This window comes from Krasilnikovia sp. MM14-A1004, assembly GCF_047159485.1.
In the GTDB taxonomy this organism is placed as follows: Bacteria; Actinomycetota; Actinomycetes; order Mycobacteriales; family Micromonosporaceae; genus Actinoplanes.
In genome coordinates, this window is the sequence record NZ_AP038773.1 from 5,690,153 (window position 1) to 5,709,993 (window position 19,841).

20 protein-coding genes, 2 tRNA genes and 1 pseudogene are annotated in these 19,841 nt (G+C 68.7%); 11 read left to right on the forward strand and 12 right to left on the reverse strand.

Annotated elements, in window-relative coordinates; all coding sequences use genetic code 11:
• Positions 1-28: 28 nt before the first annotated feature.
• Positions 29-700, reverse strand: a complete 672-nt coding sequence (locus ACMCNN_RS24365) for a Hint domain-containing protein (RefSeq protein ID WP_412742835.1) — start codon at positions 698-700, stop codon at positions 29-31.
• Between ACMCNN_RS24365 and ACMCNN_RS24370 the strand changes: the two genes are divergently transcribed.
• Positions 680-913 (forward strand): hypothetical protein, encoded by a 234-nt coding sequence (locus ACMCNN_RS24370; protein ID WP_412742836.1) that lies wholly within the window; start codon positions 680-682, stop codon positions 911-913. The genes ACMCNN_RS24365 and ACMCNN_RS24370 overlap by 21 nt on opposite strands.
• Positions 914-1,075: 162 nt before the next feature.
• On the opposite strand, the pseudogene ACMCNN_RS24375 reads toward ACMCNN_RS24370, so the two are convergent.
• Positions 1,076-1,312, reverse strand: a pseudogene (locus ACMCNN_RS24375) (RHS repeat-associated core domain-containing protein); the annotation flags it as partial.
• Positions 1,313-1,365: 53 nt separating this feature from the next.
• On the opposite strand from ACMCNN_RS24375, the gene ACMCNN_RS24380 reads away from it, so the two are divergent.
• Positions 1,366-1,599: a DNA-binding protein gene (locus tag ACMCNN_RS24380; protein WP_412742837.1), complete on the forward strand. Its 234-nt coding sequence runs from the start codon at positions 1,366-1,368 to the stop codon at positions 1,597-1,599.
• A 412-nt stretch (positions 1,600-2,011) separates the two neighbouring features.
• Here the strand turns inward: ACMCNN_RS24380 and ACMCNN_RS24385 are convergent, their stop codons facing one another.
• The 3 genes from ACMCNN_RS24385 to ACMCNN_RS24395 form a co-directional block, all read right to left on the reverse strand.
• On the reverse strand, positions 2,012-2,560 hold the full coding sequence (locus ACMCNN_RS24385; RefSeq protein ID WP_412742838.1) for a hypothetical protein: 549 nt from the start codon (positions 2,558-2,560) through the stop codon (positions 2,012-2,014).
• 510 nt (positions 2,561-3,070) lie between these two features.
• The gene (locus ACMCNN_RS24390) at positions 3,071-3,196 is read right to left on the reverse strand and encodes a hypothetical protein (protein ID WP_412742839.1); all 126 of its coding nucleotides are present in this window, start codon (positions 3,194-3,196) and stop codon (positions 3,071-3,073) included.
• 506 nt (positions 3,197-3,702) lie between these two features.
• On the reverse strand, positions 3,703-3,912 hold the full coding sequence (locus ACMCNN_RS24395; RefSeq protein WP_412742840.1) for a hypothetical protein: 210 nt from the start codon (positions 3,910-3,912) through the stop codon (positions 3,703-3,705).
• Positions 3,913-4,434: 522 nt separating this feature from the next.
• On the opposite strand from ACMCNN_RS24395, the gene ACMCNN_RS24400 reads away from it, so the two are divergent.
• The 4 genes from ACMCNN_RS24400 to ACMCNN_RS24415 all read left to right on the forward strand — a co-directional run bounded on the left by ACMCNN_RS24400 (position 4,435) and on the right by ACMCNN_RS24415 (position 7,850).
• Positions 4,435-4,785 (forward strand): hypothetical protein, encoded by a 351-nt coding sequence (locus ACMCNN_RS24400; RefSeq protein ID WP_412742841.1) that lies wholly within the window; start codon positions 4,435-4,437, stop codon positions 4,783-4,785.
• Between the two features lie 147 nt (positions 4,786-4,932).
• Positions 4,933-5,988 (forward strand): hypothetical protein, encoded by a 1,056-nt coding sequence (locus tag ACMCNN_RS24405; protein ID WP_412742842.1) that lies wholly within the window; start codon positions 4,933-4,935, stop codon positions 5,986-5,988.
• 509 nt (positions 5,989-6,497) lie between these two features.
• Positions 6,498-6,899 (forward strand): hypothetical protein, encoded by a 402-nt coding sequence (locus ACMCNN_RS24410; protein WP_412742843.1) that lies wholly within the window; start codon positions 6,498-6,500, stop codon positions 6,897-6,899.
• A 618-nt stretch (positions 6,900-7,517) separates the two neighbouring features.
• Positions 7,518-7,850: a tyrosine-type recombinase/integrase gene (locus tag ACMCNN_RS24415; protein ID WP_412742844.1), complete on the forward strand. Its 333-nt coding sequence runs from the start codon at positions 7,518-7,520 to the stop codon at positions 7,848-7,850.
• A 351-nt stretch (positions 7,851-8,201) separates the two neighbouring features.
• On the opposite strand, the gene ACMCNN_RS24420 is transcribed toward ACMCNN_RS24415, so the two are convergent.
• From ACMCNN_RS24420 to ACMCNN_RS24430, 3 genes are all read right to left on the reverse strand, one after another.
• Positions 8,202-8,714 (reverse strand): DUF4265 domain-containing protein, encoded by a 513-nt coding sequence (locus ACMCNN_RS24420; RefSeq protein WP_412742845.1) that lies wholly within the window; start codon positions 8,712-8,714, stop codon positions 8,202-8,204.
• A 632-nt stretch (positions 8,715-9,346) separates the two neighbouring features.
• Positions 9,347-9,745 carry a hypothetical protein gene (locus ACMCNN_RS24425; RefSeq protein WP_412742846.1) on the reverse strand — a complete coding sequence of 133 codons (399 nt, stop codon included), beginning with the start codon at positions 9,743-9,745 and terminating at the stop codon, positions 9,347-9,349.
• Entirely contained in the window at positions 9,669-10,148 is a 480-nt protein-coding gene (locus ACMCNN_RS24430) for a DUF6248 family natural product biosynthesis protein (RefSeq protein WP_412742847.1), read from the reverse strand. The genes ACMCNN_RS24425 and ACMCNN_RS24430 overlap by 77 nt, the downstream gene beginning before the upstream one ends.
• 32 nt (positions 10,149-10,180) lie before the next feature.
• On the opposite strand from ACMCNN_RS24430, the gene ACMCNN_RS24435 reads away from it, so the two are divergent.
• Positions 10,181-10,417: a hypothetical protein gene (locus tag ACMCNN_RS24435; protein WP_412742848.1), complete on the forward strand. Its 237-nt coding sequence runs from the start codon at positions 10,181-10,183 to the stop codon at positions 10,415-10,417.
• Positions 10,414-11,019: a site-specific integrase gene (locus ACMCNN_RS24440; protein ID WP_412742849.1), complete on the forward strand. Its 606-nt coding sequence runs from the start codon at positions 10,414-10,416 to the stop codon at positions 11,017-11,019. The genes ACMCNN_RS24435 and ACMCNN_RS24440 overlap by 4 nt, the downstream gene beginning before the upstream one ends.
• A gap of 82 nt (positions 11,020-11,101) precedes the next feature.
• Here ACMCNN_RS24440 and ACMCNN_RS24445 read toward each other — a convergent pair.
• Positions 11,102-11,174: transfer RNA gene (locus tag ACMCNN_RS24445), tRNA-Lys, on the reverse strand.
• Positions 11,175-11,327: 153 nt separating this feature from the next.
• On the opposite strand from ACMCNN_RS24445, the gene ACMCNN_RS24450 reads away from it, so the two are divergent.
• The 3 genes from ACMCNN_RS24450 (at position 11,328) to ACMCNN_RS24460 (ending at position 14,523) form a co-directional block, all read left to right on the forward strand.
• Positions 11,328-12,548 carry an Ig-like domain-containing protein gene (locus ACMCNN_RS24450; protein ID WP_412742850.1) on the forward strand — a complete coding sequence of 407 codons (1,221 nt, stop codon included), beginning with the start codon at positions 11,328-11,330 and terminating at the stop codon, positions 12,546-12,548.
• Between the two features lie 196 nt (positions 12,549-12,744).
• Positions 12,745-13,974, forward strand: coding sequence for an Ig-like domain-containing protein (locus tag ACMCNN_RS24455; RefSeq protein WP_412742851.1), 1,230 nt, complete (start codon positions 12,745-12,747; stop codon positions 13,972-13,974).
• Between the two features lie 156 nt (positions 13,975-14,130).
• A complete protein-coding gene (locus tag ACMCNN_RS24460) occupies positions 14,131-14,523 on the forward strand; it encodes a hypothetical protein (RefSeq protein WP_412742852.1) in 393 nt (130 codons plus the stop codon).
• 103 nt (positions 14,524-14,626) lie between these two features.
• Here the strand turns inward: ACMCNN_RS24460 and ACMCNN_RS24465 are convergent.
• The 3 genes from ACMCNN_RS24465 to ACMCNN_RS24475 all read right to left on the reverse strand — a co-directional run bounded on the left by ACMCNN_RS24465 (position 14,627) and on the right by ACMCNN_RS24475 (position 19,789).
• Positions 14,627-14,702, reverse strand: a tRNA-His gene (locus ACMCNN_RS24465).
• A 128-nt stretch (positions 14,703-14,830) separates the two neighbouring features.
• Entirely contained in the window at positions 14,831-15,421 is a 591-nt protein-coding gene (orn, locus tag ACMCNN_RS24470; protein ID WP_412742853.1) for an oligoribonuclease, read from the reverse strand.
• 402 nt (positions 15,422-15,823) lie between these two features.
• Entirely contained in the window at positions 15,824-19,789 is a 3,966-nt protein-coding gene (locus tag ACMCNN_RS24475) for a hypothetical protein (protein ID WP_412742854.1), read from the reverse strand.
• Positions 19,790-19,841 lie beyond the last annotated feature (52 nt).

Here is a 19,841-nt window from a genome sequence, read left to right on the forward strand (position 1 = left end):
TCGCTCATCTTCCCGTGCGGGGCCCCAGTCACGGGGAACTCCCCAACGTTGTGCACGAGTACGGGTGTGTCGCCCACCAGAACGTAGTACGTGTGGGTGTGGGCAACGGTGAGGGTGTACATCGTTCGGTGGCCCGTGAAGGAACGGACCGAGTCGACTGTGGGCTGCGAACGCGGTGCAATATTTTATGCCGCTGTGAGGTCAGCAGCGCTTCGCCGGGGTGCAGGTCGTCGGCGTCGACCCACTGGTGACGCTGGGAATACCAGAAGGGATGGTGTTGGGTGGTGAGAAGCGTGGCAGTGTTGCCGTCGCTGGTCTTGACGGTGAGGTCGACGAGCTCAGTGTCGGTGTTAATGTGCAGTTCGGTGACTTCTTGTGAGGTCGCCTCGGCGGTGGGATCGGTTGGGCCGATGGCGACGACCTTGTCTCCGACGTGGACGTCGGAGATCGGTTTGGTGCTGCCGTTGTCCATTTTGACGAGTGTTTCGGGCGTGAAGCTGTTGCCGTCGACGCATCCGACGCTTGCTCCTTGTGCCATTGCCGAAATGCCGTTGTAGGAGACGCTGGTCGCCGCCCGGCCCGCCTTCTGTTGGAACCATCCACCGAAGTAGCCGATCCCGCCGGTGACGATGGCCTCAACGAGGCCGACCGAGGCAAGGTACTTTCGCAGGCATTCGTCATGGCAGCCGCTGTTGTACACGCCCCTGATCGCGTTCTGCCTTCTAAGTTCGGCTGCGAACGGACTCGTGCAGGCGTTCTTGATGCGCTGGCAGGCGCGGTTCATTATCTGCAGGAGCTTGGTGTCGTCGTCGAGGGCCTTGCACTTGTCGCCGCCCTGGGCGAGCAGCTCGAAGTAGGCGTCCTGGACCTGATGATCGAACTTGTCGCGGTCCTTGACCTGGTCGTCGGTTAGGGGAACGTGTCCGACGGCGTAATTGTTATAGCTGTCTCGATCTACCCGGACCGGGTCGTGGTTGTCGCGCGTGGACCGGGTGGCGACGTAGCCGCCGCAGGTGCCCCCGTTGCCGACGGCGCAGCCGGACTGGTTGCCGTCAATGCGTCCAAGGCCGGAGGGGTCGGCGCCGGTGATGGGGCTGTCGCCGGCGCAGGTGTAGCCGCCGAACTGGCTGGGGTCGGTGGTCTGAAGCTGGGGGTCGGCGCTGATGAACCGGCCGAGGGCGGGGTCGTATTTGCGGCGCCGACGTCGGGTGTAACCGGTGTGAGTGTCCTGGGATGCGCCGAGGTAGCCGTGGGTGAGGTCGGGCCAAGCTGTGGGTAGGTGTTGGTGCGGGTTTCGCCGTATGGCTTGTATTGCTGGCGCGACAGTTGCAGGGTGGTCGTGTCCATGGCCACGTTGGCGGTGCCGTGCGGATCGTTGAGCAGGTAGTGGGTACCGCCGCCTGGGAGCGTGGAGCGGACGGCGATGGCGGCGCCGTCACCGATCAGATAACCAGCCGCATGGACTTTCCTAAGCCCGTCGCAAACCTGGAACAAGGCAAGGTTTGGCTGGTCGACGACATCGAAAACTGGATCGGCGCTCATCGACCCCAGCTGTCGGCCGCCTGTAGCGAATACGTACCGAAATCGTCCGACGACTAGGACGACCGGATGCCGCCCCGTGTCGGCGGGTATCAGTATCTATAGATCACGCACGGATCACGCAAACGTCCACAAGGGACATGAAAAAGGCTCCGATCCGCCATTAGATAGCCTGACCAGAGCCTTGATCAACTGTGCGCCGCGTAGGACTTGAACCTACAACCCGCGGATTAAGAGGGCTCCCGCTCCCTCCCCGCCAGGGGCTCTGACCGCGGGCCTTCTGGAGGCGCAGCAGTGCTACCGGTGCTCATCGTGCAGGCGGTTGGGGTCAAGCTGGGGTCGGGAAAGTCCCACGCCTAACAGCAGCAACCTGCCCTACCGATACGCGATGCGGTTCATGGTGATCGTCACCATAACCGGCCTGACGTTACCCATCGGCACTGAACTGGCCACGGATGCCGCGCAGTCCTGGCTAATGGTCATTCAGCATGAACAGAAGCGTCTGATGGTCGAGGTCAAGGAACGCGGAACGCCACCGAGGTGAAGATCCGGCCTCGTCGTACGACTCGCTATACAGCCACCGCGCGTCGCTCGGAAGATGCGGCCGAAGCTCGGGCCACACCTCCGCCGGCGTGCTCAGGTTGACGAGGCTGGCCGGGTCGAGCGACTCAAACGGGACGAACTCGAACTGCTTCGTCAGCCGCGCCGCGTCGTCCGACTTCAGCCTGACGACCCCCTGGTAGGCGAAGTCGGTCGGTCCCGGCGCCCGGGAACACGGGCATCCCAGGCTGTGTGCCTGCCAGTGGATCTCCGGGTAGTTGCCCAAATCGGGCAGGTCGCTCGGCGGATCCCAGCGGTCGGTCCGCAATTTGCCTTCGGCCTCGTGCACCGACTGCTGACAGGCGGCCGCCTCCTGCCGCTCGGCGGCCCCGAGCCACCGGCCGAAGGCTGCGACGCCGCCGATCACCACCAACGCGGCCACTCCCAGGAGCGCCGCACGCCGCACAGACCGCGTATTCATGGCACGAGGATAGAAGGACAGCGCGGATCGCCACAGGCCCCTCGATGCGAACTCGTGGCCTCTCGGTTGGATCAAGTCCAATACGAGGTCAGACGGCTTGACCGGATCGGGCAAGGTCGGATGCGGCCCGGCCGGCTGCTGTACTGCACGCCAGCGACCGGCGGACACGAAGTCAACGCAGGCAGCGAACCGCGCACGCGCTCTGAAGATCCTGCGCGATCGCCTCGCTCCCCAGCCTGACCACGTTATGCGACGGCATGCCGCGCAGCGGCGCGGCAGCGATCGCCCGGACTACGACGGCGCCCAGCCATGTCGGCGATCGTCGCGGCCGTCAGGACATCGTGGGTCTGGCTAGGGCACAGACTGTCAGCTTGGGAACCGCACAAGATCGGCCCGCTGACCAGTCCTCGTGCTGGTGGGAGCAGTCCCGGGCGGCCTGGGTTGCCCCAGTCGATCCCTCGCTTGTGGCCCGCAGATGGCCCGGACGACCAGCCCGCAATGATCGCGAACCTACGGCGCGCGGTCGGGCGGCTCCGGTATCCCCGAGAAGACGTCGCCCCAGAACATTGCGGCGGACCCTGACTCGTTGTCGCTGCGCTTCTCGGGAGCGGTGATCGACCCGATGAACGCGACCATGAAGCTCACCATGCACCAGACACCGCCAAGCAGGAGCACGTTTATCCCCACGGCGGCTGGCATGACGCCAGCTCGGACGAGCAGCACACTCGCGGCAACGCCGAGGACCCCCGCCAGCAAGAACCGGACCCCAATGACCTGAGCCCGGTACGAGCGCTCACCACGCCGCCACTCTGGTCGTCCCATTCCTGGCCTTCATCCCCCCGCTGCGCCCTGGCGCTGCTCCCGATCAGTCTGGCAGGCGCCACGCCATCCCAGAGCCCGAGTGCCCCCGCCGGAGGCATCGGACCTTGCAACCCGAACCCTGCGCCGCCGCGCCGGCCGATGCCGACCGGAGGTCGCCAGCAGGCCGAGCGCGAGCGGCGTACCTGGTGTCAGGAGCGCCGATAGCCGCAGATGTCGTGAAGCCAATAATCCAGGTACCTGTCCAGGGCGGCCTGGTCGGTCTTGTCAAGGGCGAGCCATTCACGGGCTGGCCGCCGCATTTCGGCGTTGGCGCGGTCTCGTTAGGCTGGCTTGAGTTCAACCCAGTCGGTCAGCGAGCCCCACAAGGCTTGGATGTTCCCCGCGAACTGATCGCCTGCATGGTTCATCGCGTCGCCCCAGAGCTGCCAGCCGACGTCGTAGGGGTCATCGGCCGCCAGCAGGTCTCGGGCCAGCGTCGTGATGCGCTGCAGGTGCTCCGCCGATGGTTGGCCACCGCTGAACCTGGTCACACCGCCAGGATTGCATGCCCGACTTGCCTGCTGAATCGCGATGGTGCGGGCGCGGGTACCGGCGCCGGGGCTTGCCCGGCCGCCGTCGCCGCAGGCGTAAGGCGGGCCGGGCCGCGCAGCGGCCCCGAGCGACCGGCCTGCGCGCCACGGTGCGCCGCGTCAGCGGCGCCTTGATCTTCAGTACAGGGAAATTCGGCAACACTAGGAGGCGATTCGGTCGAGGCCACGCGACCTGGCGGTCCCGACGCATCTCAGCCCGCTGGTGTGGCTGCCGATGGAATCTGTGTGGCAGCTCGGGTCCGATGGTGGATGGCTGTGCCTGCGATAGTCGCGGCGATGGTGTCGTCCGCATGTATCGGTCCGTCGGACAACACTCCGCCGCGCGTCTCGTTCGCGTCCCGGACCGCCTGGCCAACGCCACCCAGACCCTTGCCAGTCCTTGACACGGCCGCCGCGATCGCGGTGTTCCAACAGCAGGACGACGGCGTGAAAGCGGCCAGGAGGTGCTGGCTTGGTCACGTCATGCCGAAGCCCGACACATTGGCCGAGGCGACACGACTCGCCGGCCAGCTCACGACGGCGTACCGCAGCTTCTCTGACGCGCTTCGGGCACATCAATGGCCCGAGGCGGCCCAGACGAAAGCTCTTGCCCTGGCGGTCGAGTACGACCGCGAGTTCGTCCAGTACGAAACACTGGCCGAGGCCACCTCGGTTGGGTGCTATCGGGCGGTGGCGTACTGGATGAGCAGCATGACTCCTAAGGAAATCGAGTCGCGGGCAGGCGTCCGACAGGCGCTTGGGTTGCCTGCCGAGTCCAGGGAACTTGTCCTCAACCCCCTCTCTTCACCGGCGACTGCCATGACAGCATGCTGACCGCGTAGCAGTCGACGCCATCAGTTGCTGCTACTCGGCCCGAGCGTTGCCCCAGTACTTCGATCGCCGCGTCTGCCACGACGCCGCTGCGCAGCTGGCAGGCTGGCCCGATGATCTGGATTGCGTCAGTCGACGCGAGGGAGATACATGACGGTTTTCGGCTGTAGGAGTTGCGACGCCACTCTTACGGTTCCGGTTTCGAGGGTGGCGCTGCCCGTCCACGCGGACCAGAAGTACGGAAACGGGCCTGGATCGCTCGCTCCCGCACTGGAGCCCGGCACGTTCGCGGTGAATCCGCTGCCCTCTGGTTCGCCATGGCGTCGGTGGGCCGAACTCGAAGCCGGTGAGGCCGAGGCGCTCGGCTGGTACGCGCCGAGGTTCAGCATCTCCGTCGGGCCAATCGGCCGGGTGTTACTCACCCCAGGAGACGTCCGCGGTGCCGTCATCGACCCGGCGCGGGTGGGCGACTTCGGGTGCTGTGGCCTTGACGGCGGCGAGCCCAACATGGTCTGCGTCACCTGCGGCACGCCCGTGGCCATCCGGATAGACGACTGTGGTCTGCGGCAGGCGATCTGGCTGGACCCGCCAACCACCCGCGTGATCGAGGACGGTCCGGGCCCGCACCCGGAGCTCGACTGGGCGGACCTGATCGACCAGCGAATCGGTATCCCGCCGTCCGAACCGGGCGGCGGCTGGCACCCGATGTGGGCGGCCGCCGCAGCCTCGGCGCTGGCGCACATGCTGGCCGCCTCGGGCGGTGACCCCATCCTGATCCCCGATCACCAGGTCGCCGAAGTCTTCCGGCCCACCCTCGACCGCCTTGTCGGCCCGACCGGTACGGGGCCGGAGCGCACCCTGGTCCTGGCCGGGCCCGGCCTTCCGGACGCCGACGGCGACCTCGCTCTTATCCCAGAACATCCACAGACCGGCGAACTCTGGCCGGTGGCCCCGCCGGTGAAGCCGGTCCCGCTGGCCTGGGACGCCTGGCGTCACCTCGCATTCCACCGAGTCCCGAAGCCGGTCGGACGATCGGTCCCGATCCCGCCCGAGGCCCTGCCGGCACTGCTCCCGGGTTACCGGTTCCAGCCGGACGGGCAGATCTTCCTCAGCGTCCTGGCCCGACTGCCCGAGGTCAGGCAGCCACGGTTGCAGGCCACATACGAACGAAGCCGCCCCTACAACTACGCCACTTACATCTTCTGACCGCCTGGTTCGCCGTGATAGCGCCCGCCCTCCGGCAGCGGGTTCACTCTCCCCGGCACATCGGTCCTCACGCACCCAAACCGCCCGGCCGCAGCCGGCATGACGGGTGGCGGGCGCGGCCATCACAGAAATACTTACGCAGCCCGACGGGGAGTACCTTCAAAATATAATCGTTTTGAGCTACCTCAAGTTTGTAAGCTTTGGTGGCCTGCCGGTTATGACTTTTCATCCCGAGCCAAATTTCAAACGATGCAGTCCATCTCAATTTAGGATGGAAGTCTTCAGAGGCTTGAGGTAAGTTATTTCACATTCGCCGGGCACCTGCACCCACTCTGACCTGCTGTTATGCATGGGAATGGATGCCGTCCGGGGCTGCCGGCAAGGCGGGCGTGGATTCGATCTCCGATTTCTTTCGGCACCGCCATTGACGCCCTTGCTGATGGGTGCCATTCTATGCCCCAAGCTGCTGCCGAGAGGCCGGCATTCTGATGGCAGCACCCCCTTAAGGAGTGATTACGATCAATTTCGATGATGACCCCGTCCGCGCCATCGCAGGGCAACTCGTCAAGGGTATGAAGGGGTTCAGGACGGTCAACAAGATGGACCTCGTCAGGATGTGGCGTGCCCATCCGGCTACGAAGGGCGATCCCTCCGAAGCGGACCTGGATGCCATCGAGGAGTGCCTCAAGAACTTCGACAGCGGGAGAGGCGGCGGCTACGTCGTCTACCCTGCCCTCGCAGACTGCGCCGACGATGAGAGCTTCCGGATCTTCCGCGAGAACACTGCTTACGAGAAGGTGAACCGCATGTTCATGATCCCGAACCAGCTTGACGACGGCTACATCGTCGACGTCGTCGAGAGCTGGAAGAACAAGCCGCCGCGTCAATTCCCCGACGCCGACGCGGCCTGACCAGGGCTCGTTTGTCCCGGTCTCCCTGAAAGGCCCGTTGGCCAGCGCTGCGTCAGGTCGCGGCTGAGACTGCGTCAGGTCAAACGAGACGGGACATCCAGTACTGTCTCTACCTGCGGAAACAGATAGAGACAGGCGCTGAGAGGCCAAGCGCCACCCGCTGAGAGTCGCGCTGAGACATTCATGCATCCGGTCCTGGACCCGGCCCGGATCTTGGCTCAGCGTCGCTCTCAGCGGGCCGTTTTCAACCTCACTGCTGACCGGGGGTGAGGCCTGGTTGTAGCGGGTCCGCCGGCGAATGTGGGGCTACGCGTGGTCCATCCGCGCCGGGGCTGGAACCCAATGTCAGAGGCGGGCCAACGCCCGGTTGCCGACACCTGCGGAAAGCACGCGGTCCCAGCGCGACGTATCGCCGCCACTACCTCGTGGACTACGCACAGTGAGTACTGAGGGAGGAGGTCGCGGCGCTCTCGAGCTGACTCACCGTGGCACGAATCGTGGCACGAACTAGGCTCGGTGGAGACAGCACAGCAGGCTGAGACACGCGTTTCGACACCAGAGGACCTGGTAGAGAGCCGATTCCCTGAGATCATGGCCCCTTCTAATCCGTAGCACCGAGTGGCGCAGGACGCCGAGCGGAAGACCCGCGGCCGGGACTGGAAAGAGTCCGGCTTGGTGTTCACCAGCGGTATCGGCACGCCATTGGAACCGCGCAACGTCAACCGGCACTTCGTCGGGCTGCTCGACCGGGCCGGCCTGCGCCGGATCCGCTTCCACGACCTGCGGCACTCCTGCGCCACGCTGCTGTACGAGCAGGGTGTCGAGATTGAGCGCATTCAGGACGTGCTCGGGCGCAGCTCCCCCACGATCACGAAACTGATCTATGTGGACGCCACCCGCCAGGCCCAGCGATCGACGACCGACAAGCTCGGTTATCTGTTCGAGGGCTGACGTTGGGGTCACAGAAAGGGGTCAGGGCCGATCTAATTAGATCGGCCCTGGTGAGTTCTTGCTGGTGCGCCGCGTAGGACTCGAACCTACAACCCGCGGATTAAGAGAAGATCGCCGATCACGGGTCCGGGCCTTGCACTCCTGCTCAATCCGTCGGCAGTTGTCGGAGATCGTCGTCCATCGTCGGGCGCCTTGGCTGTACCGGTGGCTGTACAGCTAAGGCACGGCGGTTATGTGATCCGTAGAGGTGGGCACGGGTCGACCGCTGCCCCGTTCAGCACGTCGCCGTGTCCGGAAGGCGGCCTCCGTTGGTGAACTGCACTGGGTCAAGCTGCGGTTAGAACATTCACTTCACCCGTTGCTGCCCTCGGCAGCGCGCCACCAGTTCAATGGAGCGCCGTCAACGCCATAGACGTTCCCGAAGGACCACTCCGCCTGGGGCGTCGCGGCCTGCCAGCCGGTCATGGCCGCCTCAATCGCGGCGAATCCCACCCGGACCGGGACTGTCACGACGAGGAACCTGCGGTGGGCCGGGGCCTCGGCCACGCCACCAAGAGAGTTGATCACCTCGGTGAGACGTTCGACATCAGTTGTGGTGAACGCTTCTGGAGTGAATGCCTGAATGGCTACGTTGCCCCCGTGGTGTTGCACCTGGAAGCTGCCGTCGGCTTGCACGTGGACGACGTCGCCGGCCGCGCAGCCGTCCACCAGAGCTGGGGTTCCGGCGACTCGGTACAGCCCGTCGCCGAGGCGCGCGGCGGGAACCTGTTCATGAACCGGCAGGCCGGAAGCGTTCGTGCCAGCGAGGAGCGCCACGTGCTCATGTCGCGGGCCCGAGTCCATCGCCGGGCTGTCGGAAGCCATCCGATCATCGTGGCACACGCAATCAGTTTGGAAGATCGTCCCGACGCACCCGCCTGGTCCGAACTTCCTGGTTGCGGCATGACGTTGCCGCCGGTTCGGACCCGCTCGCGCCCGTCGACGGGCCCGGCTACTGGCACGGCGATGGCACGGTGGTTCGGCGGTGAGACGGCGAAGTTGAAGATCAGGTCACGCCGACTTGCCGCCGGTCTGTGTCTTCCCCGTGACTTGGTGATATCTAGCCTTCCGACCCATGCGACCCTGGCCTGCGGTGACGGCAGCGGTGATGACCGTGCTACTGGCACTGTCTGCCCTCGTCGGCTGCTGGGCTGGGCTGCTGGGCGCCCTTCCCTCGGAGCCTTGCCCGGGCGACTCCTCAGGCGCGGACCGACCAGAACCGCTCGTGCTTCTCCAGGTCGGCGCAATATTGGTGCTCTTGGCGGTCCTGTCCATCGTCGGCGCCTGGTGGGGAGTGTCGCGCACGCATCGGCGTCCTTGGCCCTGGCTTGTCGCCTCCATGGTGGGGCTGACCTTCAGTGCCCTTCTGCTGTTTCTGATCTTTAGAGTGATGTCCGCGTTGTCCTGCTAAGCGACCGGATGCGCACGATCGCCAGCCGGGTGGCCGAGGATGAGCGTCAGAACAGGGTCTGCTCGGTGTAGCCGTCGGGCGGTGCGGGCCGCGCCTTGGGGCGCACGGTGATGACGGACTTGGTGGCGGTCGGGTCGGTGCGGCGGATGTTGTCGGCGTGGATGCGATGCTCGCGGCGGCCGACCTTGACGATCAGGTACGTGTGGTCGACGCCGATGACGGTGGCTCGGGGTTGCTTCCAGCAGATGGTGGGGCAGCCGAGGGTCTTGGGGCGCAGCCACACGGTGTCCCCCGGCCGCAGGTCCCCGCGGCCCGCGCGCCGTTCGGCGGGGGCCGTGTCCGGGGCGGTTGGCGCGGGCTGGTCGCAGTCAAGACAGGGGCAGATCCACCGGCACGGGGTGCCGGTGGTCCACACCTCGGTCAGTGCTCCGCCTTTGCGGCCCACGACGTGGGTGTGCCCGTGGGCGGGTGGCCGGCCGCCGAACCCGGCCCGGGGTGGTGCACCGGTGGTGGTTGCCCTGGCCGCAGTGCCCGCACCGCCCGTACTGGCAGGCGCACATCCGGACGAGTTTCAGGCCGCCGCAGCTGGTGAGGTAGGTGCGGGTGAGGACGTGCTCGGCGATCCACGCCGCCGCGTCGGACGGCATCGCCGCCAGGGCGATCGGGACGTCGGCCACGAGGGTGCCGCCGGCGCGCAGGAAGATCCCGGCTTCGCGGGTGCCGAGGTTGACGACGCTGATCCCGGGCTTACGGAACTGGGCCGTCTCCCCTGGCTGGACCATGTGTCTTTCCACGATCACGGATGGCTGGGTGGCGGTGGTGGACCAGGCGGTGGCGAGCTGTGTCATTGGGGGGCCTCCGGGTGGGCGGACGTCGGGATTTGAAGGTCAAACCCTTTTTCCGCCGGCCCCTCTCGAAAGCCGTGTCGCCAGCACCGGTGATCCGGCGGATGCTGGCAGCCAAGGCCGACGCCGGCCTGTCCGCCACGACCGTGCGGCACATCCACCGAATGATCCGCAACGTCCTGGGCGATGCGGTGCGCGAGGAGCTGATCCACCGCAACCGGCCCAGGCGGTCCGGGCGCCCTCGGTCCGGCCGGTCGAGCGGCGAGCGTTGACGATCGGAGAGGCGAAGCACCTGATCGAGGTCATCCAGGGCGACCGGCTCGAAGCCCTCTGGGTGTGCGCGCTGACGGTGGGGCTACGGCGCGGCGAGCTGCTGGGTCTGCGCTGGTCGGACCTCGACCTGCCCGCCGGAACCCTGACCGTTCGGCAGACGCTGTTGCGCGTCGACGGGCAGCTCCGGTTCAGTGAGCCGAAGACGGTTCGGTCGCGGCGTACCGTGCCGGTGCCGGAGCGGACCGTGGAGCTGCTGCGGGCGCAACGGCGTCGCCAGGCGGCAGAACGGTTGCTCGCGGGTGAGCGGTGGCGCGACTTCGGCCTCGTCTTCGCGTCCACGATCGGCACGCCGATGGAGCCGCGGAACCTGGACCGGGCGTGGCATGCGGTCCGGGCCCAGGCCGATCTGCCGTGGCTGCGGCTGCACGACTTGCGGCATGCCTGCGCGACGTTCCTGCTCGCCTCCGGGGCCTCACCACGCAGGGTGATGAAGACCCTCGGGCACAGTCAGATTTCGCTCACCATGAATACCTACGGACATGTGCTCGCCGAGGTGGAACGGGCCGCAGTGGACGCCGCCGCCGACCGGCTATTCGGGTAGTTGGCTGTACGAATGGCTGTACAGCGGGAAATGAGAAAGCCCAGGCAACACCAACATGGGTGCTGACCTGGGCTTTCGCCAGTGCGCCGCGTAGGACTTGAACCTACAACCCGCGGATTAAGAGTCCGCTGCTCTGCCAGTTGAGCTAGCGGCGCTCGCTGACAACGACGGAAACGATAGCACGGGCCCGAACCCCCACTCCAACGGGTATCCCCACATGATCGCCCCGGCCACGTCATCCACAACCGGGCCCCGGATCTTGCACGGATACGGCAGGATGTCCGCGCAAGGTCGAGAACGGGGATGACATGAGTGGCAGGCAGCGCCCGCTGGTCACGGTCGGGGTCGTGGCGGTCTTCGCCCTGACCGCATGCACGGGGGGCGCGAAAGCCTCGCCCGACCCACAGGCGTCGAGCGCACCCCCGACGGCCGGGCCGCAGCCCGCGGCGGCCACGGTTCCGCTGGCGCTCGCGATCACCCCGGCGCAGGGGAAGAAGGACCTGCCCGTCAGCACCGAGATCGGGCTCAAGCTCTCCGGCGGCACGATCAAGACGGTCACCCTGCGCGACGCCAAGGGCGGCTCCGTCGCGGGCACGCTGCGCCCGGACGGCTCGGCCTGGGTGCCCGCCAAGCCCCTCAAGCACAAGCAGCAGTACGCCGCGACGGTCACCGCCGCCGACCCGGCCGGCGCCACGACGACCGCGACGACCACCTTCGCCACGATGCCCGAGCCGGCTCGCCGGACCGGCACGGGGCTGTATCTCTTCGACGACCACACGTACGGGGTCGCGATGCCGGTGGTGGCCGAGTTCAGCCCCGGGATCAAGAAGAAGGACCGGGCCGCCGTACAGAAGCGGATGTTCGTGCAGACCGACCCGCCGCAGCCCGGCGCCTGGTCGTGGACATCGAGCGGCACTCAGGCCTATTACCGGGGGCCGGAATTCTGGCAGCCGGGCACGCAGCTCAAGGTGCGCATCGCGGTGGGTGGCCTGCCGACCGGCGGCGGACGGTACGGCGACCAGGACCGCGCCGCCACCGCGAAGATCGGCCGCAACTTCGTCATGAAGGTCGAGAACAAGACCAAGAAGATGACGGTGCTGCGGGACGGCAAGGTGGTCCGGACGATTCCGGTGAGCCTGGGCAAGCCGAGCACCCCGTCCTCGAGCGGCACCATGGTCGTGATGGACAAGCACACGTCGACGGTGTTCGACACGACGGACACCGACGGCGCGAATGGCTACAAGATGACCATCGACTACGCACAGCGACTGACCTGGAGCGGACAGTACGTTCATTCGGCTTCCTGGTCGGTGGGTGCCCAAGGTCACCGAAACGTTTCGCACGGCTGTGTCAATGTTTCCCCGTCGAACGCCCGGTGGCTGTTCGACCACACGCTGATCGGTGACCCGATCACGGTGCGCGGTACGGGCGACAAGCTGGTCCAGGGCAACGGTTGGACGGCGTGGGACCTGAGCTGGGAAAACTTCATCAAGGGCAGTGCGCTTCCCGTCCCCGCGGACGTCAAGTGACCTGATCGTCCCCGCGCGGGACGCAGAACACCCGCCGGTCGGCCGAATGGGTGTTCGCGGCTGATTTGCGCCCCCGCCCCGCCCCACCGCGGCACGAATCCGGGATTGGTGGCCTGGCATTCATGAGAGAAGATGGGCGCCGGACGACATCACGGGTGGGGAGAACATGGGTACGAGTGGAGTTCGGTCGACGGGTTTGGATACGACCCGCCCGACCGCCCGCGCCAGCCGACGGCCATGGCGGGCGGCAGCGGCCGCGTTGGCGGCCGGCGTCGTTCTGCTCAGCGCGGGATGCAGCGGCGACAAGTCGCCCTCGTGGCAGAACGGCTCGCAGGGCAACGGCGGTAACGCCCCGTCCCCGACGCCCACCCAGAGCACCGTGGCGGTCACCGCGCCCGCCCCGGATGCCAAGGACGTCGTGGCGATCACCGACATCAAGTACGACAGCGAGGACCCGGCGAACACCTCGGTCCAGGTCAAGGACGCCGACGGTGGCGAGGTCAAGGGCGATCTGGACAAGGACGCCAAGGTCTTCCACCCGGCCAAGGCGCTGAACTACGGCACCACGTACACGGTGACCGTGACCGGCACCGCGCGCGAGGGCAAGTCCGGCGCGACGACGGCCTCCTTCACGACGATGGCGAAGCCGTCGAAGCAGGTGCGAGTCTCCAGCTTCCTCGGTGACGGCCAGGTCGTCGGCGTGGGCATGCCGCTGATCGTGCGCTTCGGCCGCTCGGTACCGGAGAAGTACCGCGACGAGGTCGAGAAGCGGATGACCGTCAACGCGACGCCGCAGCAGGAAGGCACCTGGCACTGGATCAGCCCCACGGAGATCCACTACCGGCCGAAGACGTACTGGAAGCCGTACAGCAAGGTCTCCTACCAGGTCCAGCTCGCGGGCGTCCCGATGGGCGACGGCTGGTACGGCCGCTCCGACCTGGGCGTCGATCTCAAGATCGGCCGCAGCTTCGTCATGACGGTCGAGAACAAGTCGAAGAGCATGACGGTCCGCCAGGACGGCAAGGTCATCAACACCATCCCGGTGAGCCTCGGCAAGCCGAGCACCCCGTCGTCGAGCGGCACGATGGTCGTGATGGAGAAGAAGGAGCACACCGTCTTCGACACGATGGCCGAGCTGGGCCCGGAGAAGGGCTACCGCACCGACATCGACTTCGCGCAGCGGATCACGTGGAGCGGGCAGTTCATCCACGCGGCGAAGTGGTCCGAGGGCGTCCAGGGCAAGACCAACGTGTCGCACGGCTGCGTCAACGTCAGCGAGAAGATGGCCAAGTGGCTCTTCGACCGCACGATGATGGGCGACCCCGTCACGGTCAGCGGCACCGAGAGCAAGCTGAAGAACGGCAACGGCTGGACCGACTGGAACATGAGCTGGGACCAGTACAAGCAGGGCAGCGCGCTGTCCTGATCCACGGCGCCACCGCAGGCCCCGGTCGTCACACACGGCCGGGGCCTGTTCCTGTGTGACCCAGCGCAGCGGCAGGGTGAGGGCAACGCCCCGCGATCCGCTCGGCCGCGCGCGGCGTTCCGGTCGTGGCGCCGGACGTGCCCCTACGCTGGGCTGATGCTGCGGTCACTCATCGCTGTCGCATTGCTGGCGCCCCTGCTGGCTGGATGCTCCGGCGGCGGTACCGCGCCGCCGGCCACCACCCCGTCGCCGGCCAGTGCCAGCGCGGCCGTGGACGACCCACCCGGCACGATCACCTGCGCCAAGCTGGCCCGGGCGATCGCGGACGCCACGCTGATGCAGCCCGGGGTCGTCGACGACATCGTGGCGGCCAGCGCGACCGCGGACGCCCCGGTCGCCGACGCGGCGCGCCGGCTGGGTGAGGCGTACGCGGCGGCGGTGGCCTCTCACGGCACCGACAACGAGCCCGACGCGGTGGCGGCGGTCAGCGCATCGGCCGCGGAGATGTCCCAGGTGTGCGTCGACTCGGGCCTGGAGACCGCCGGGTGAGGACGCCGGGACAGCCCCGTCCGGAATCGCGTCCGACGTCCGATCGAACCAGAGCAAAGGGCCGAGCCGATCTCTCGGCCCGGCCCTTTGACCTGGTATTCCTTGGGGTGATCGACGGGGCTCGAACCCGCGACATCCGGGACCACAACCCGGTGCTCTACCAGCTGAGCTACGACCACCATGCCTCGCCCAGCGGCATTCACCGCGGCGCGCGCCGGACAATCATAGCCACAGGCACCGGACGCCCGTCGAGCGGGTTCCCGGCGTGGCTCGCCGACCGCTCGGAGGAGCCACCGGGCGGCGCCGGCTACAGCTCAGCCGCGATCGCCCGTGCCGTCTCCACATCCGGTCCGGGCTGCGGAACGAACACGGTACGGCGGTAGTACTCGAGCTCGCGGATGCTCTCCCGGATGTCCGCGAGGGCGCGGTGGGCGAGGCCCTTGGCAGGCTGGCCGAAGTACACGCGCGGGTACCAGCGGCGGCACAGCTCCTTGATCGAGGAGACATCGATCATCCGGTAGTGCAGGTAGGCGTCGAGCGTCGGCATGTCTCGGGCCAGGAAGCCCCGGTCCGTCGCGATCGAGTTGCCGCACAGGGGCGCGGTGCGCGGGGACGGCACGAACTCACGCACGTACGTCAGGACCGCGTCCTCCGCCTCGGCCATCGTGATCGCGGAGCGGCGTACCTCCTCGGTGAGGCCGGACTTGGCATGCATGTCCCGGACGACCTCGGGCATGGCGTCCAGCGCCGCGTCATCGGCGTGGATGACCAGATCGACGCCCTCGCCGAGCACGTTGAGATCGGGATCGGTGACCAGCGCGGCCACCTCGATCAACGCGTCTTTGCCGAGGTCGAGACCCGTCATTTCACAATCGATCCACACCAGAAGATCCGCCACGCGGACAGCCTACGCGTCGGCCGGTCGACGCGCTGCGCCGTCGGCCATACCAGCCTGTCGGGGACGTTCAGTTTGTTATGCCCGATTTTGGACGATACCTTCCCAGCGGCGCCGCGCGTTGGCTAAACTGTGCTTAACGGACGAAACCCCCTTCGGTTACTCCGTTCCCCCGGTAATGGGCCCTCCACGTCGGCAGCGCGGAGGGCCCATTCATGTACGCAACGGCGTGACCGAAGGCCCGGACGCGTCGGTCACCGACCCGATGAACGACCTGACGAAGACCATGTCGCACGCCAACCGACCGGTTCTCCGCAGGAACATCGCCCCGCTCGCCGCCTCGCCGTTGACAGACGACAAGGGCCGCCCATATGGGCGGCCCTTGGTACTGGGAATGAAATCGGGTCAGTCCTTCGCCGGGCGTTTGGTCGTCCCACGAGCGGCGGGTTTGGCGCTCGGCTGCTTGGCATCCTCGTCGGACGCCCCTCGTTTGCGGCGCGTGGGAGTCGTACCGCCGGCCAGGAGCTTCGCCGCCTCCTCCTGATAGTTCGTCACGACCGAGGGCTTGGCGACCTTGGCAGCGGCCACCGATCCGGGCCTGCTCGGGCCGTCGTCCGCGGTCCCCGCGGCGGCTGTTGCTGTCGACTCCGGACCGGTCGCACTGGTGGCGGTCGTGCTGGACTCGTCCTTGCGCCCCGCACCCGTGCGTGCGCCACCGGAGCGTTGCCCGCCGATGCCGTTCGACGTGGACTTGCGCGAGCCGGTCACGCCGGTCGGGGACGAGTCGGCATTCGCCGCCTTGGCGGACGCGGCGCCAGCCGCAGTGGCAACCGGTGCGCCGGCCGCGGCGGCGGTGGGTGTCGACGCCCGCGCAGGGGCGGGGACAGCCGGGCGGGTGCTCGGCACGGGTCCGGCCTTGGCCGCCGGGGCCCCGCCCGCCGTCTGCCGCGGTGTCGCCGATGGTGCCTCGACCGGCGGCGTGGGCGCGGTGGTGGCGCCGCGCCCCGTCGACCCGGCAACCGCGGGCGCGGCAGGGGCGCCACGCGCTGCCGACCCGGCCTCCGCGGACGCGGCAGTGGCCCCGCGCGTCATCGACCCGGCCTCCGCAGACGCGGCAGTGGCGCCACGCGCCATCGACCCGGCCTCCGCAGACGCGGCAGTGGCCCCGCGCGCCATCGACCCGGCCTCCGCGGACGCGGCAGTGGCCCCGCGCGCCATCGACCCGGCCTCCGCGGACGCGGCGGGAGCGCCACGCGCCATCGACCCGGTCGACGCGGGCGCGGCGGGAGCGCCACGCGCCATCGATCCGGCCTCCGGGGCCGCTGCCCGCGGGGACACCGCCGGACGTACGGTGGCCCGGGTCGTGGTCTTCGCGCCGGCGGATGCGGACTTCTCGACCGTGGCTCCGGCAGCCGCTGCGGATTTCGCCGCCGACGGCGAGCCGGTGGGCGTCGACGGAGCCTTCAGCGCACCCGGCTCCGGCGAGGAGCCCTTGGTGACCGAAGCGCCGCCCGCGGCGGTTCCCCTCGTGCTCGGAACACCCGACACCGGCGCCACCTGGTTGGGCACCGACGCGGCGGAATCCTTTCCGGGCTCCGGAATTGAGGCCGCTTCCGGCTCCTTCCTGGTCATGCGCTTGGCGTCGGCGTCCACAGTGGTGGGTTCGGCGCGGAGCCCCGGACGGTCGGTCGGGGCGGCGCTCCTCGCGGACGCGACGCTGGGCGACGCGTCGGGCTTCGCCTGCGCCGGGGCGGCCGTCGCGGGCTTCGCGTCGCGGTCGCCGGACGCTGGCTGCACTTGCGGCTTGGCCGGTACGGCGGCCGACTTCGCGTCGGCAGTCGTGCTCTGCGTGTGCCCCGCCCGCTCGGTGGGTGTGGCCGTCGCAGCGCTCCCGGTTCCTCGCGCCGCCGCACCGGCATCAACGCCACGCGTCGGGATGGCCGGCGCGGCCGGTGATCCAGCCCCGGTAGCCGGTGATCCAGCCTCTGTAGCACGCGCCGGCGCGGCCGACGATCCAGTCCCGGCAGCACGTGTCGGCACGGTCGGCGTGGCTGGTGACCCCGCACCACCCGCCGGCGCACCCGTCGGGGTGGCCCGGTCGGCCCGGTTCCCTCCGGTACGGGTCAACCCCGTTGCGGCCCAATCCGTCGCCCGCGAGCCCGTGACGTATCCGATCTGCGTCGGGGGCTTGTCGGTCGGCGACGTTGCCGCAAGCTCCGCAGCGCCGAACCGGCGCGTGGGCTGCTGCACTCGGGCAGAGCCCGCCGCCGGTTGGGTCCCCTTCGACTGAGCCGCAACCGACTGAGCCGCAACCGACTGAGCCGCAACCGACTGAGCCGCATCAGCTTGGCCAGCATCAGCTTGGGCCGTCTTCGGCTGGTCCGCCTTCGGCTCAGGGGATCCGGACGGACGCTCAGGGGATCCGGACGGAGACTCAGGGGATCCGGACTGAGCGGTCTTCGACGAGGCCGCCTCCGGCTGAGTGGCTTGCGACTGGGCGGCAACAGAAGAGGCCGCGCCTTGCCTCCCGGCGCCACTCGCCGACGGATTGCCCGCGCCAGCCGACGGACTCACCCCAGCCGACGCGCCCGCCGCAGCCGACGCGCTGGCCGCAGCCGACGCGCCCGCCGCGGCCGAAGGGCCCGCCGTAACCGACGGGGCCGCTGCAGCCGGAGGGGCCGCTGCAGCCGGAGGGGCCCCTGCAGCCGGACGGGCCGCTGCAGCCGGAGGGGCCGCTGCAGCCGGAGGGGCCCCTGCAGCCGGAGGGGCCCCTGCAGCCGTAGCGCTCGCTGCAGATGAAGGACTGGGGGCGTCGGCTTCGCGGGATGCTGCGGCGGCCAACGCGGCCGCCGCGCGAGCTTCTGTCTCGCGGGCCCGGGCGGCAGCCGTCTCGGCCACCCAGGCACCGACGGCGGACGCCTCGAAGACCGGGGTGCCGTCACCCGACGGACCGCGCCGCCGGGCGGGACGCTGTCCGGCTCGACCGAGCATCGGATCGGACGGGGAACCACCGAGGCCCGGTGCCGCCCCACCGATCAGGCCAAGCGGCTCACCCCGTGCAGGCGCCTTGCGGTCCGCTCCCCCGTCGCCGCCGGCCGCGCCGGACCGCGCCGAAGGCACGGTCGCGCCGGGACCCGACGCCGCAGCACCGGACGCCGCAGCACCGGCCTCGGAGATGGCGGCACGAACGGACTCCGGGGAACCGACCGACACTTTGGAAGCCGGCGCGGTGGAAGCCGGCGCGGTGGAAGCCGGCGCGGTGGAAGCCGGCGTGGCGGCCACCGTGGAGTCGGCGGCGTCCGACGTGACCGGACCGGAATCCGACGCACCCTTAGCAGCGATGGCCGGTTCGGCGGTCGGCAGGGATGGTTCGGCACCTTGCGCGTCGCCGGTGGAACCGGCGCGGGACTTCTGCGTCGGGCGCGTCGGTGGCCAACTCAGCTGCGGCAGTGAGCGGCCGCCCTTGGCCAGGGCGTCGGCGAGCGTACGGGGCCGGTTCGCCGCGGCGTGGCGGCCGCCGCCGGAGCGGGGCAGGGGCAGGGGAACACCGATCCGCTTCATCAGCTCGGGCACCTGGCTGGGCTCCACGACGTACACGAGTTCGCGGCGGCGGGCCGGCCAGGCGAGCATGATCAGGCCGCCGAGGACGAGCAGGCTGCCGAGGACGAACAGTGCCCAGGTCCCGGAGTTCAGCCAGCCGGGGCGTACCTCCGCGATGGACTCCACGCTCAGGTCGGGGTGGGCGGAGCGGCTCATGATGACCAGGCTGTACGGGCCGCCGCGCAGGTCACGGGCGGCCCAGTCGAGGGCGCCCGTACCGGCCTTCGTCCAGATCTTCAGTTCGCCGGGGCGGCCGGCGGGCTCGCGGTGGCCGTCGACCTGCTGGATGCCGACCGGCAGGTCACCGGTGGCGAGGTCGAACGAGAGCACGTTGGCCCGCGGCACCCCGTCGAGGTACTTGCCGACCTGGGTGGCGGGTGCGATGCCGATGAAGGCGGGGCCGTCGGGCGCGGCGGCGGCCACCCGTATCCGGGTTCCGCCGGAGCGGGTGAACGGGGCGTCGCGGCGCAGCAGGGCGTCGAGGTCGCCGACCACCACGGCGTACCCGGGTGTCGTCAGCTCCTGCACGTTGCCGCTGAACGCGCCGCCCGCGTCGCGGTGCTGCATCGCCGTCCACAGCGCGGCTCCGCCCAGCAGAGCCGGCAGCCCGACGATCAGCATCAGCATTCCGAGGATCGTGCGGATCACCCGCATCAGCCTGTCCCCTTTCCGGTCATTCTGCGCAGACCATACGACCAAAACGGCCGGAAAAAGGGCAAACAGGCACTTAGGCCCCGAGATGCATGACAACAGGCCGGACGAGCCGGTCACGGACGGCCCGGCGGGGCGCACACCCGCCGGGGCGAAGGGGCTGACGGGCCAG

Coding starts and splice junctions, on each gene's coding strand:
- ACMCNN_RS24405 (WP_412742842.1), top strand. CDS start 4,933: ATGACGGTTTTCGGCTGTAGGAGTTGCGACGCCACTCTTACGGTTCCG.
- ACMCNN_RS24460 (WP_412742852.1), top strand. CDS start 14,131: ATGCTGCGGTCACTCATCGCTGTCGCATTGCTGGCGCCCCTGCTGGCT.
- ACMCNN_RS24400 (WP_412742841.1), top strand. CDS start 4,435: ATGCCGAAGCCCGACACATTGGCCGAGGCGACACGACTCGCCGGCCAG.
- ACMCNN_RS24420 (WP_412742845.1), bottom strand. CDS start 8,714: ATGGCTTCCGACAGCCCGGCGATGGACTCGGGCCCGCGACATGAGCAC.
- ACMCNN_RS24450 (WP_412742850.1), top strand. CDS start 11,328: ATGAGTGGCAGGCAGCGCCCGCTGGTCACGGTCGGGGTCGTGGCGGTC.
- ACMCNN_RS24370 (WP_412742836.1), top strand. CDS start 680: ATGGCAGCCGCTGTTGTACACGCCCCTGATCGCGTTCTGCCTTCTAAG.
- ACMCNN_RS24430 (WP_412742847.1), bottom strand. CDS start 10,148: ATGACACAGCTCGCCACCGCCTGGTCCACCACCGCCACCCAGCCATCC.
- ACMCNN_RS24390 (WP_412742839.1), bottom strand. CDS start 3,196: ATGGTCGCGTTCATCGGGTCGATCACCGCTCCCGAGAAGCGCAGCGAC.
- ACMCNN_RS24385 (WP_412742838.1), bottom strand. CDS start 2,560: ATGAATACGCGGTCTGTGCGGCGTGCGGCGCTCCTGGGAGTGGCCGCG.